12 protein-coding genes are annotated in these 12,819 nt (G+C 56.3%); 2 read left to right on the top strand and 10 right to left on the bottom strand.

Annotation, left to right across the window (positions count from 1 at the left end):
• Positions 1–27 precede the first annotated feature (27 nt).
• Positions 28–1,422, top strand: coding sequence for a dihydrolipoyl dehydrogenase (gene lpdA / locus ACR0EZ_RS18895; RefSeq protein ID WP_480616035.1), 1,395 nt, complete (start codon positions 28–30; stop codon positions 1,420–1,422).
• 386 nt (positions 1,423–1,808) lie between these two features.
• Here the strand turns inward: lpdA and ACR0EZ_RS18890 are convergent, their stop codons facing one another.
• Together ACR0EZ_RS18890 and ACR0EZ_RS18885 are read right to left on the bottom strand one after the other, a co-directional pair.
• The gene (locus ACR0EZ_RS18890; protein WP_480616033.1) at positions 1,809–2,126 is read right to left on the bottom strand and encodes a hypothetical protein; all 318 of its coding nucleotides are present in this window, start codon (positions 2,124–2,126) and stop codon (positions 1,809–1,811) included.
• Positions 2,127–2,225: 99 nt separating this feature from the next.
• Positions 2,226–2,471 (bottom strand): YdcH family protein, encoded by a 246-nt coding sequence (locus ACR0EZ_RS18885; RefSeq protein WP_480616031.1) that lies wholly within the window; start codon positions 2,469–2,471, stop codon positions 2,226–2,228.
• 173 nt (positions 2,472–2,644) lie between these two features.
• Here ACR0EZ_RS18885 and ACR0EZ_RS18880 point away from each other — a divergent pair, with 173 nt between their 5' ends.
• Positions 2,645–3,559 carry a hydrogen peroxide-inducible genes activator gene (locus ACR0EZ_RS18880; RefSeq protein WP_480616029.1) on the top strand — a complete coding sequence of 305 codons (915 nt, stop codon included), beginning with the start codon at positions 2,645–2,647 and terminating at the stop codon, positions 3,557–3,559.
• A 203-nt stretch (positions 3,560–3,762) separates the two neighbouring features.
• On the opposite strand, the gene ACR0EZ_RS18875 is transcribed toward ACR0EZ_RS18880, so the two are convergent.
• The 8 genes from ACR0EZ_RS18875 to ACR0EZ_RS18840 form a co-directional block, all read right to left on the bottom strand.
• Positions 3,763–4,533, bottom strand: coding sequence for an SDR family oxidoreductase (locus ACR0EZ_RS18875; RefSeq protein ID WP_480616027.1), 771 nt, complete (start codon positions 4,531–4,533; stop codon positions 3,763–3,765).
• On the bottom strand, positions 4,530–5,570 hold the full coding sequence (locus ACR0EZ_RS18870; RefSeq protein ID WP_480616025.1) for a zinc-dependent alcohol dehydrogenase: 1,041 nt from the start codon (positions 5,568–5,570) through the stop codon (positions 4,530–4,532). Before ACR0EZ_RS18870 ends, ACR0EZ_RS18875 begins: the two co-directional genes overlap by 4 nt.
• Complete coding sequence (locus ACR0EZ_RS18865) at positions 5,567–6,667, bottom strand: mandelate racemase/muconate lactonizing enzyme family protein (protein WP_480616023.1); 1,101 nt, start codon at positions 6,665–6,667, stop codon at positions 5,567–5,569. Before ACR0EZ_RS18865 ends, ACR0EZ_RS18870 begins: the two co-directional genes overlap by 4 nt.
• A gap of 1 nt (position 6,668) precedes the next feature.
• Entirely contained in the window at positions 6,669–7,664 is a 996-nt protein-coding gene (locus ACR0EZ_RS18860; RefSeq protein WP_480616021.1) for an ABC transporter permease, read from the bottom strand.
• A gap of 3 nt (positions 7,665–7,667) precedes the next feature.
• The gene (locus ACR0EZ_RS18855; RefSeq protein ID WP_480616019.1) at positions 7,668–8,675 is read right to left on the bottom strand and encodes an ABC transporter permease; all 1,008 of its coding nucleotides are present in this window, start codon (positions 8,673–8,675) and stop codon (positions 7,668–7,670) included.
• Positions 8,672–10,198 carry a sugar ABC transporter ATP-binding protein gene (locus tag ACR0EZ_RS18850; RefSeq protein ID WP_480616017.1) on the bottom strand — a complete coding sequence of 509 codons (1,527 nt, stop codon included), beginning with the start codon at positions 10,196–10,198 and terminating at the stop codon, positions 8,672–8,674. The genes ACR0EZ_RS18855 and ACR0EZ_RS18850 overlap by 4 nt, the downstream gene beginning before the upstream one ends.
• Before the next feature lie 69 nt (positions 10,199–10,267).
• Positions 10,268–11,242: an ABC transporter substrate-binding protein gene (locus tag ACR0EZ_RS18845; protein ID WP_480616015.1), complete on the bottom strand. Its 975-nt coding sequence runs from the start codon at positions 11,240–11,242 to the stop codon at positions 10,268–10,270.
• A 55-nt stretch (positions 11,243–11,297) separates the two neighbouring features.
• Positions 11,298–12,722, bottom strand: a complete 1,425-nt coding sequence (locus ACR0EZ_RS18840; RefSeq protein ID WP_480616013.1) for an aldehyde dehydrogenase family protein — start codon at positions 12,720–12,722, stop codon at positions 11,298–11,300.
• Positions 12,723–12,819: the final 97 nt, after the last annotated feature.

The raw sequence follows: 12,819 nt of genomic DNA, 5'->3' as shown, positions 1-12,819 counted from the left end.
GTACTCCATGACCTCGCGGAGACAACAGTGTCGTCTAATTTCTTTGATCTGATCGTAATCGGGGCAGGCCCCGGAGGCTATGTCGCCGCAATTCGCGCGGCGCAGCTGGGACTGAAAACTGTTGTTGTCGAGCGTGAGCATCTGGGCGGCATCTGCCTGAACTGGGGCTGTATTCCCACGAAGGCACTGCTGCGGTCGTCCGAAGTGTTCCACCTGATGGAGCGGGCCAAGGATTTCGGCCTGAAGGCGGACAAGATCGGTTATGATCTGGATGCGGTCGTCAAACGCTCGCGTGGGGTTGCGGGGCAGCTCTCGGGTGGCATCGGGCACCTGCTGAAAAAGAACAAAGTCAGCGTGGTTATGGGTGAGGCGACGGTCCCTGCCAAAGGCAAGGTCTCGGTCAAGACCGACAAAGGCACGGAAGAACTGACCGCAAAGAACATCATCCTCGCCACCGGTGCGCGCGCGCGGGAACTGCCAGGGCTTGAGGCCGATGGTGATCTGGTCTGGACCTACAAGCATGCACTGCAACCGCCTCGGATGCCGAAGAAGCTGCTGGTCATCGGCTCTGGTGCCATCGGGATTGAGTTTGCAAGCTTCTATAACACGCTTGGCGCGGACACGACCGTGGTCGAGGTGATGGACCGCGTGCTGCCGGTCGAAGACGCCGAGATCAGCGCTTTCGCCAAGAAGGCCTTCACCAAGCAAGGCATGACCATCATGGAAAAGGCGATGGTCAAGCAGCTCGATCGCGCCCAAGGAAAAATCACCGCGCATATTGAAGTCAAAGGCAAGGTCGAGAAGCACGACTTCGATACCGTGATCTCAGCGGTTGGCATCGTGGGCAATGTCGAGAACCTTGGTCTTGAGGCGCTTGGCGTCAAAATTGATCGCACCCATGTGGTCACGGATGAGTATTGCCGCACCGGGGTCGACGGGCTTTATGCCATCGGCGATATCGCAGGCGTGCCTTGGCTGGCGCATAAAGCCAGCCACGAAGGGGTCATGGTCGCGGACCTGATCGCAGGAAAGCACGCACATCCGGTGAAACCCGAAAGCATTGCCGGTTGCACCTATTGTCAGCCTCAAGTTGCCTCAGTTGGGTATAGCGAAGCAAAAGCGAAAGAACTTGGCTACGACATCAAAGTTGGCCGCTTCCCGTTCATTGGCAATGGCAAAGCCATCGCATTGGGCGAACCCGAAGGCCTGATCAAAACGGTCTTCGACGCCAAGACCGGAGAACTTCTTGGCGCCCATATGATCGGTGCGGAAGTGACCGAACTGATCCAGGGCTACGTTGTGGGCCGTCAGTTGGAAACCACGGAAGAAGACCTGATGAACACCGTCTTCCCGCACCCGACTTTGTCCGAGATGATGCACGAAGCCGTGCTCGATGCCTATGGGCGTGTGATCCACATGTAGAAGGATTTCAAACGAAGGCGACGGTATTGATGCAAACTACGTGACAGATTGCTTCAAAGAATCCGGTCCGCGCTGATCATCCAAGCATCGAACACGGGAAAAAATATCCACGCAATTTGGAAATCAATTCGATTCACGTTCAGCCCGGCTGTCAGATCATTGCAAAGGACGGGACGTTTGTGATGGTGTGGCGAAATGTATCGCGCCTACGTAACAGCTGGTTCCAAGGGCAGAACCTAGCAGCGGGGTACAATGAACACTGAAACGACATGTGTGGTGTTAACGACACCCGAACCGCGCATAGCCTAAATTATGTGAAGTCTGCACATACGCACTTTCCAATAGAGCGAAGAGGGCACCGCCAACCTGTTTCACAGATACCTGATTCATAGGGATTGATTGTCTGAATCTCCGATCACTTCGGCGATTTCAGCTGGGTTGAGGCTAAATTCCACTACCAGATCTTCGACCTGGACCGGTTGTAAGCTATTCAAACTTCGTAAAATCCGGCTTTCTTCGAATGCAATCAATTCGTGAGATTGGCCGTACCAACGGACGATTCCACTGCTCAGTGACTCATGCCGTTGGCCGCGGCGCATCACTACACCGCGCCGACGCCGAAATCCTGTTCTATCGGATACGGGGCTGACCCTGACGATGTGCCTGTCGCGGATCGACGTGCGGACTACCGCCGTCCGGTCCATCCTCTTCGTCTTCCAGAATGGCTTTTCTCATGTCTCTCAGATCAGTGCTGTGAAAAAATCTGAGGCCGGTCAGTTGGTACATTTGTGAAAACATATTGATCACCTTAGGGGATGAAGGGACTGGCTGGGCGACAAGGCACTCAATGTGCGAAGCAGCCCGTCATAGCGGGACATTTGGTCTTTCAATTCCAGTTTCCTGCGTTTGAGCCGTTGCAAAGACAATGAACATGGCAGCGGCCTCTTCAGTTCGTCGGCTATTAGCTTTTTGACTTCCATGTTTTTTATGCGCAGCTCAGCCAGACGGGCTTTCAACGAAATGGCGTTTACAAGGTTATTGCGGGGCATCTCTGTCTCCTATCCAGGTGGCGATTGATTAGGGCTGACTGACGAGCCCGCTCAATCAGCTCTAATTCTTTCGATATCGGTTGGATTGAAGTTTATGAAAGGTGATCATAAATTAAAGTTGAATAGGAAAAACCTATCAATTTTAGGTCGACACTTTGGGCAACGATGTAACCTTGAAGCAGCTGGAGTATTTCGTCGCGCTGACGGAAGCGCGGCACTATCGGCGTGCGGCTGAACGCCTTGGTATCAGCCAGCCTTCGCTGAGTCAGCAGATCGCCGGGCTGGAAACCGCGCTTGGCGTCGAATTGGTCGAGCGGGGACAGCGGGGGGCAATACTGACCCCAACTGGGCGCGAAGTTCTGGCGCAGGCGCGACGGGTACTTGAAGAAGCGGAAACGCTTAGGGGCTTGGCGCGAGATGCCAGCGCAGGTATCAGTGGCACCATCCGCTTGGGAACATCTCCGACATTGGGTCCTTATTTTCTGCCGCATATTATGCGGCGCCTGCACACATCCTACCCCTCGCTAAAGCTAATCGTTCGAGACGCAGCACCGCTGGTTCTGCAAGAAGAGCTTCTTCGCGGTCAGCATGATCTAATCCTCACACAGCTTCCGGTACGATCAGCCGACTTGGAGGTAGAGCGCCTATTCCGGGAGCCACTCAAGTTGACCGTCGCAAAAGATCACGCGCTGTCGAGCAAGTCTGAAGCCCAAGATGCGGACTTGGTCGGGCAAGACATCCTTGCTTTGACGTCGACTTACGTGTTGCACAATCAGATCGTCGCTTTGTGCGAGGAATTGGGTGCCAATCCACGGCAAGACTATGAAGGTACAAGTCTTGATGCCTTACGGCAAATGACTGCGTTAAACATGGGTGTCTGCTTTCTGCCTGCGCTGTACGTGCGTTCCGAAGTTTCCCTGGACACCGGGGATGTTTCTGTTCTGTCGTTTCGCAAGGACCGTTTCACAAGGTCCGTTGGCTTGGTCTGGAGAAAACGTTCAGCGCACAAACGCACCATAGAAAGTATAGGAACCGTTTTCCGGTCTGTTGCGCGCGACAAGTTTGCCGATCTGCTGACCCCAGAGTGAGGTGCTAAGCAGGGCGAGCGTTCCGCCTGCATAGCGCAAAAGGTCCGGCTTATTTCCAGAGAGCCGTTCTCCAGTGCAGCGCCGCGCCGCCGTCCCGGGCGGTAGGCGCTTAAAGTTACATTGGTCTAACTTGGGCGGAATGTTCGGAGACCGATGCGCATCCATTTCATTTCCAAGTGAATTCCACCGTTGGATATCCTGAGCTAGCGACCCATCCATCCGCCATCCACGACAAGAATTTCACCATTGACGTAGTCAGAGGCTGCAGAGCTCAGGAATACCACAGGCCCCGCAAAATCGTCGGGTTTGCCCCACCGACCCAGCGGTATCCTTTCAAGAATAGCCCGAGAGCGTGTCGGGTCATCGCGCAAGGCCTGAGTATTGTCCGTCGCAATATAGCCGGGGGCGATCGCATTGACGTTTACTCCTTGTCCCCCCCATTCATTTGCCAGTGCTTTCGTCAGCTGGCCGATCCCGCCTTTGGAGGCTGCGTATCCCGGAACTGTGATTCCCCCTTGAAACGTAAGAAGCGACGCCGTGAAGATGATCTTGCCGCTGCCGCGTTTCAACATCGCGCCGCCAATCTCGCGCGCCAAAAGGAACTGCGCGGACAGGTTCACGTCGATCACTTCGTCCCAGAGGTCGTCCGAATGCTCAGCCGCTGGCGCACGTCTGATCGTTCCGGCATTGTTGACGAGAATGTTTGGCACGATGCCTTCCCGAGACAACTGCGCAGCAAAGTTGCGCACCGCGTCCCTATCCCGGAAGTCACACTGAAATGCCTTAAACGCACGCCCATGTTCCCGGACTTTTTTTTCGACCTCGCTGTTTTCCGGTTCCAGCGTTGCACTGACGCCAACAACGTCAGCGCCAGCCAATGCCAACGCTTCGGCCATGCTTCGCCCGATCCCACGCTTGCACCCGGTGACAACGGCGGTCTTTCCAGCAAGGTCAAACATCGACAAACCACTCATCCTCTGTCACCGATCTTGATCAGGCTTTTCATTGCGACCGGGCTGGAATCCAGTGCCTCAAACGCGGATTGAATGTCGCTCAACGGGCTGACATCGGTGATTATTGTGGCGGCATCCACCGCACCGTTTCTGATTAACTCGATGGCTTTCTCGTAATCCTCGGGCTCATAGACCCGGGCGCCAATCAATTTGAGCTCACGCCAGAAAAACTGAAACATGTCGACCTTCGGCGGGACGGCATGGATCGCCACCATCACGATCCGCCCGCGGGTCGCGGCGACGGTTGTCATTGCATCGACACCCGGCTGAGACCCGGATACTTCGAACACGACCTCGGCGCCTTTGCCGCCCGTCTTTTCATTGATCGCTGCGACCAGGTCGCTTTTCAAAGGGTTGACGGTGTCGAAGCCAAGCCCCTCCGCGATTTCCAAGCGGTTTTCGTTGACCTCAGAGATCGTGATGTTGCCTCCTGCGTCTCTTGCGACCATGGCAACCAGTGTACCGATGGGCCCGCCGCCGATGACCACAGCGTTTTCGCCGGGCTTCAACTTTGACAACCGCACGTCGTGGCACGCGACAGCAACGGGTTCAATCAAGGCGGCATGGTCCAGGCGTATGTCTTCTGGCAGAGCATGCAGGGTCTCGGCTGGAACAGACCAGTATTCTTGCATGGCCCCATCCGTGTCCAAGCCCAGAAACTGCAGGTTGTGACAAATGTGTGAATAACCTTCAGCACAGGCCGGACAATTTCCGCAGGCTGCCAAGGGGCGCACGACGACTTTCTGGCCTTTCTCAAACCCGGACACGCCTTCGCCAAGCTCTACCACGGTCGCCGACATTTCATGGCCGACGATGCGGTTCAGCCCGACGCGAGCGTCCATGTTTCCGTGATAGACGTGCATGTCGGTGCCGCAAATGCCGCAATAGGCGATCTTTAATAGAACTTCACCCGGTTTCGGTCGTGGAACTCCGGCGTTCTCGACTATGAATGTCTTGTCACCACGGTAGTAGGCCGCGGTCATCGTGTCAGGGGTCATGAGTGCATTTCCTTGTGAGCTTGGCGAAGCTTGTTCCAGTCGAAGGTGACGCCGATCCCCGGATCATCAGGCGCAACAGCCAGATGGTTTTCGACGTGAAGCGGGCGGGTGGTGTAATAGTCGATCGGAAAGGAATGCACCTCGATCCAGCCGGCATTTTCCTGCGCGCTGACAAGGCTGACGTGCAGTTCCTGCATTCCGTGGGAGCAAATTGGTAAATTGTGTTCCCGGCTGAGTTCCGCGACTTTCAACCAACCCGTCACACCACCGCAATTGGACGCATCCGGTTGCAGATAGCTTAGCGACGCATCGGCCACTGCGTATTCGAACTCGTGGATCGTGTGCAGGTTTTCACCCATGGCCAAGGGAATGTTTGAGTTCGCCGCGATCCGTCCAAAACCCTTGTAGTCGTCTGGAATTGTGGGTTCTTCAAACCACGTCAGGTTGAAAGGTTCAAAGGCGCGTGCGGCGGCGATGGCCTGATCCACGCTCATGGAATAGTTGGCGTCGACCATAAAGGTGATGTCCGGTCCAATCAGGTTTCTCACCGCTTCGACCCGCGCTAAATCTTCCTCCAATGTGGGCTGCCCGATTTTGATTTTTACACCGTTGAAGCCCCGGTCCAGATAGCCCCGAATGGATGTAAGCAGTTTTGGAAGCGGAAAATTCAGGTCGATGCCACCTGCATAGGCGCGGCATCGGTTGCTGTGACCACCGGCAACCTGCCACAGCGGTTTCCCAAGTGCCTTGCAACGCAAATCCCACAGCGCGATATCGACGGCAGAGATCGCAAAGGACGCTATACCGCCCCGCGCGACGTAGTGCACGTGCCACTGCATCGCGTCGTGCAATGCTTCGACATCGTCCGCGTCTTGTCCGGTCAGAAAGGTCGCCAGATCGAATTCGATCATGGCAGCGATGGATCGCCCGCCTTTGCCACCGGTATAGGTATAGCCGGTCCCCTCACGGCCATCGTCAAGCCGGATTGTCGCGGTTACCAGTTCGAAATGGGTGTGATCCCCGTGTTTCGCATCCGTCAGCACTTCGGCAAGGGGAACATCAAACAGGTTCACGGAAACGCTTGCGATTTGTCCCATGTCAAACTGTTCCTTCCTTTGATGACGACGCCACGCGACTTTGGAAGACAATGACGACAAACAGGAAGGCTCCGCGGATCACCATCTGCCAGTAAGCGCTTAAGCTGATCACGCCTCTGCCGTTCTCAAAGTTAAGGATGTTGAAAACCAGACCCAGCAACAGCGCGCCTGCGACGGTTGCCGGGACTGATCCCAGACCACCCGTCAACAAAGTACCGCCGACGACGACCGATGCGATGGCAGAAAGTTCCCAGCCGACACCTTCAAGTGGCTGCCCCGCACCAAAACCAGAGGCAAGAAAGACACCTGCCAACCCCGCGCATCCGCCGCTGAGCGTGTAGACGAAGATCTTCGCCTTTTTCACGCTGAGGCCCATCATGATGCTGGCATCTTCACCGCCGCCGACTGCAAGAACCGTGCGCCCCAAAGACGTTTTTTCGAGCACGACCCAAAGCGCGACAACCAACACAAGGGTTATCACAATCGTCCAGGGCAATATGCCAAACGCCTTTTCCAGACCGAGCTTGGTGAAATTCGATCCCCAGTCGATCGAAATGGTTTGCGCGCCTGAGATCACCAATGCACCGCCTTTGGCCGCCAGCATTGTGGCAAGCGTGGCGATAAAAGGTGGGATGCGCATTGCGACAACAAAGAAGGCGTTCAACCCGCCTATGGCCAGCCCTGCTGCCACCGCACCGGGCAAAGCGACCTGAATACCGTACGGTGACAGATAGGCCGCGATAACAGATGTGAACGCCGCAACTGATCCTACGGACAGATCGATGCCGCCGGTCAGGATCACAAAGCACATCCCGACAGAGATAACGATGAACATTGCGTTGTAATTCAGGAAAGATGAGATGTTGTAGGCACCGCCAAAGTTCTCATAACGCAGCAAGCCGAACACGATCAGGACGACGAGCGCGATCCAGACGCCGATGCTGTGTGTGTTGCCCTGCAGATAGCGGCGCAGGTCGAATGCGGATGTATCAAGCATTGATCACTCCTTGCGCGCTTGCTGAAGATAAACGGCCATCACGATGATTGCGGCTTTGGCGATCAGCGCGACTTCGTCTGCGACCCCGTTGGCCAACAGGGTGTATTTGACCAGCTGAATGATCACGGCCCCCAGAATGGCGCCAAAAATAGGCGCCTTGCCGCCCTGCAATAACGCGCCACCGACTACTGCGGCGGCGATTGCATCCAGTTCCATCAAGTTGCCGATCCGCGCCGCGTCCGAGGCGGAGTTGATCGCAACCACTATCAGACCCGCCAGACCCGCCAGACCGGAGCAAATTACGTAAGCCCCGATCTTGACTCGCTTGACTGGTACACCGGCCAGTCGCGCAGCCTTTTCGTTTCCACCCACTGCCAAAAGCTGACGACCAAACACTGTCTGGCTTACCATCCACCACACAACGACCGCTATGATGAGGACCAGATACCCCTGAAATGGGAAACCAAGGATCTTTCCGGTGCCCAGATAGCTGAACTCGGGGTTGGTGAAGGTCTGAAGATTACCGTTGGTCAGAACCAAGGCGATGCCCCGGCCTGAGATGAAGAAAATCAGTGTTGCAACAATGGGTTGCACATTCAGATAGCTGACCATAAACCCGTTGAAGGCCCCGCAGAGCAGCGCTACCAGCACCGGGACCACGATGGATAATGCCAGCCCCAGTTGCGGGTTTGCCTCGGCAAATGGTGACGTGAAGATCAGGGGTGCCATTGCCCCTGATAGCGCCATCACTGCACCAACGCTCAGGTCGATCCCGCCGGTTGCAATCACCAGTGTCATCCCAACGGCCACAATCGCAATTGTCGCCACCTGGCTGATGTTCACGAATAAGGTCTGCGGGTTCAGGAAGTTCGGCGTCACGACAACGTTGAAAGCCAGAATTACGATTAACGCGATCACTCCGCCGTTGCTGCTGACCCAGGTCCAGTCGAACTGGGGTCGCGGCCCTGAGGGTCGGCTGCTGTGCAAGGTTTGTTTGTTCTCCGGGGTCATGCCGCGCCTCTTTCATAGTGGTGGGCAATGGCGGCGATCAGGCTTTCCTCGGTCACGCCGGGGTTTTCCAGCTCCGTGACAGAGTGGCCATCCTGCAGCACAACGATCCGGTCCGCGCCTTCTACCAGTTCCTCGAATTCAGAGCTGATCAGAAGGACACCCAGACCCTTTTCCACATAGTCCCGGATGATCGACTGGATTTCGAACTTGGCCCCCACATCGACCCCGCGGGTCGGTTCGTCCAGGATCAGCACTCGGGGGTTAAGCGCAAGCCATCGCGCCAGCAGGACCTTTTGCTGGTTGCCGCCTGACAATTCTCGGATCGGCTGCTCCATACTTGCGGTTTTAATGTCCAGCGAACGTATGAATGACCCGACCAGTTCATGCTCGCGCTTGCGATCGACGCCGCCGAGTTTCCGAAGCCAGGGCAGCAAGGCAAGGGTCATGTTCTCGCGCACAGACATATGCGGGATGATCCCCTCACGTTTGCGGTCTTCAGTTAGGAACCCGATACCGGATTCGATCGCTTGTGCCGGGGTGCTGATGCGACCCGGATCGTCGCGATGTGTGATTTTTCCCTTGCTCAGGGCATCCAGTCCGAACAGTGCCCGTGCAACTTCGGTCCGACCGGACCCGAGTAGGCCGCCCAGCCCAACGATCTCGCCTTTTCGGACAGAGACTGTGACACCCTTCAGCCCATGACCTGTCGAGATGTCCTCGGCCTTCAGCAAAAGCTCGCCAGGTTGATTGCGCTTTTCCCCTGCCAGGCCGGTCATGCCAGCGGCTTCTATTTCTTCGGGGTCCCGGCCCAGCATTTCAGAAATCAAACCCAGTTTGGTTGTCCCTGAAACGACATGTTGGCCAACGGTTTGGCCGTCACGCATGATCGTCACTCGGTCGCAAATCTGGTAAAGCTCGTCCAGAAAATGCGAGATATACAGGATTGCAACGCCTTGCTTTTTCAGCTCGCGTACGACTCCAAACAGGATTTCAATCTCTTGGTCGTCCAGCGATGATGTGGCCTCATCCATGATCACAACCTGTGCCTTCATGGATGCAGCTCGGGCAATCGCAACAAGCTGTTGGATGGCGGTGGAATAGGTCCCAAGCTGCGCGCGCACGTCAATGTTGACGCCGAACCGTTTCAAAATCTCTTCTGTCTGCTTGTGCGCGCGTTTCCAGTCGATCAATCCAAGTTTCGTGCGTGGCTCGTACCCCATCATCACATTTTCCGACACGCTGCGCAGGGGCACGAGGCTCAGTTCCTGATAGATCGTTGCGATCCCGGCATCCTGCGCTTCGCGGGGGGTGTTGATCCGGGTTTCTGACCCGTTGATTTTCACACTCCCGGAGTCCTTCCGGTAAACGCCGGTCAATATCTTGATAAGAGTGGATTTTCCTGCACCATTCTGGCCGATAATCGCATGAACTTCGCCGGGCTTCAGCTGAAGTCGGGCATCCTGTAGGGCCACGACCCCGGCGAACGCCTTACAGATACCGCTCATTTCGATTAAGTCTGTCATCTGCGTGATCTCTTGCGATGAGGTGTATCAAAGGGGACGGCAAGCCGCCCCCTCCGACACAGGGAGTGATCAATAGGCTTCGTCGATATGATCGGCCGCGTTGTCCTTGGTGAAGATCCGGTCTTCGACCTTGATCCAACCCGGAATTTCCTCGCCTGCTGCGTAGCGTTTCATCACGTCGCATGCGAGCGGGCCAAAGAAGGGTGAGCTTTCAACGGTCACGCCCATTTTGCCGTCAATAATGGCTTGAAGCGCATCGCGCGTGCCATCGATCGATACGATGATCACGTCTTCGCCCGGCTTCCGGCCTGCCAGTTCAAGCGCCTGGATGGCGCCAATCGCCATTTCGTCGTTATGGGCATAGACCACGTTCACGTCCGGGTGGGCCTGCAACAGGGTTTCCATCACCTGACGCCCCAGGTCGCGCGCAAAATCGCCCGTTTGGGAGGCTACGATCTCAAACCGGTCATCCGTTGCGATCTGATCGTCAAAACCCTTTTTCCGGTCGTTGGCTGGCGAAGATCCTGTAGTGCCTTCCAGCTCGACAATAACGCCTTTTTCGCCATCAAAATTCGCGATCAACCAATCTGCAGCGCGCTGACCCTGTTCTATAAAATCGGACCCAAGGAACGACACATAGTGCTCACCCGCCGTAGCAACGCTTGGGTCAACCGAGCGGTCCACCAAAAAGGTTGGAATTCCCGCGGCCTTGGCCTTCATGACAGCCGGGATGAGAGGTTTTTCTTCGCGCGGTGGCAGGAACAGAACGTCGATACCCTGCGCGATCATTGAATCCACGTCTGCAACCTGCTTGGCTGCGGACCCGGCGGCGTCCGTTGCGATCAAATCCCAGCCACAGGTTTCAGCGGTGTCGTGAAAGGACTTGGTTTGCGCGATGCGCCAGGGATTGTTGGACTCCATCTGCGGGAAGCCCACGCGGTAGGTGTCTTTGGCTTCCAACGGCGGTGTCTCGGCAGTGGACAGTCCTGCGCTTAGCCCGACACTGAGCGCAATTGCGGATCCAAGCAAATAACGACGTTTCATTTTCTCTCCTCCAAGTTGAATGCGGCCGTCTCCTCCAAGCCGCTGGATACCGGGATCACCCCCAGTTTAAGTAAAGGCTCTGCTTGCGCAGGTACCCGTCGAAACCATATTTCCCATCTTCTCCGCCCAGACCGGACTGACCCCAGCCATTGTGAAAGGCGTGAACCTGTTCGCCATTGGCCCTGTTGACGTAAATCTCGCCAAACTTCAGCGCTTTGGGGGTTTGCATGATGCGGCGGTGATTTGCTGTGAAGACGTAAGCGGACAATCCGAATGCGGTGTCATTCGCCATCGCCAAGGCCTGATCGAAATCCTCCACCCGGATGGCAGGCACCACTGGGCCGAATACTTCTTTTTTTACCACTGCGGTCTTGTTGTCTCTGACTTCCAGAACCGTGGGGGCCATCCAATGGCCTTTGGCGTAGGGCCCGTGACTCAGAGGGCCGCCCTCCAACAGAACCTCTGCGCCGTCCTCAACCGTAGTCCGGACCAGCGATGCCACCTTGTCGACCTCCAGCCTGCTGACTTTTGGGCCTAAGTCCGGGTTGTCCATCGGGTCGCCAATCGTCAATGCTGCCGCCTTGGAAACAAATTTGTCCAAAAACTCATCGGCGATTGCGCGATGCAGGTACATCCGCTCATTACAGGTGCATATCTGGCCGCAATTTGTGAAACGCGAAACGATCGCAGCTTCGACGGCCCGGTCTATGTCGGCGTCGTCCAGAACGATGAAGGGGGCTTTCCCGCCGAGTTCCAGGCGCAGCACCTTCATCCCGTCGGCTCCGGCCCGAAAAATCTCACGCCCGGCCCGGTTGCTGCCGGTCATTGTAATCATTGAGGTGAGGGGGTGCTGCACAAGGGCCTGACCCGTCACCGGACCTTGACCCGATACTACATTGAACAGCCCATCCGGTACGCCGGCTTGCTGCGCAAGTGCCGCGATAAACAAACCCGAGAGCGGCGTGATTTCGTGCGAAAGCAGAACAAATCCGTTCCCGGCGACCAGTGCCGGGCCTAGTTTGCGGGCGACGAGGGCGGCCGGGTAGTTCCAGGCCGTCAGCCCAACAACCACGCCATACGGATGGCGTCTTATGAAGATCTCTTCGTCACAGTTGTCCGAGGTCAGGATATCCCCTTCGATGCGACGCGCGCTGTCGGCGGCGTTAAAAAAGAACTCCGCGGTGGCGGCTACTTCGCCCGATGCCTGATTAAGTGGTTTGCCCTGTTCCGTGGTGATGATACGGGCAAGGTGTTCGGCCTTGGACAACACGAGCTCGCCAATTCGACGAACGATGCGCCCACGCTGCACAGCCGGGACCATTTCCCATTCCGATTGCGCTTTGTGCGCGGCTTCCACCGCCCGTCCCGCATCCTTTTCCGATCCAATCGGTATTGTTGCGATGACGCGCTCGTTTGCGGGATTTTCAACTTCGACCCGGTCGCCGAGCGCGCCGTCAACCCATGCGCCATCAATGAACATGCGCGCGTTGAGGGTTGTTCCGGACTGAATGTCAAAATCTAACACGGCTCACCTTTGGTCATACCAAAACAATTCCTACCTCGCCCAAAATAGCATT

The organism is Ruegeria sp. AK4 (assembly GCF_056541025.1).
The sequence above is the reverse complement of the archived record's forward strand: the minus strand, read 5'-3'. Positions and strand labels throughout refer to the sequence as shown.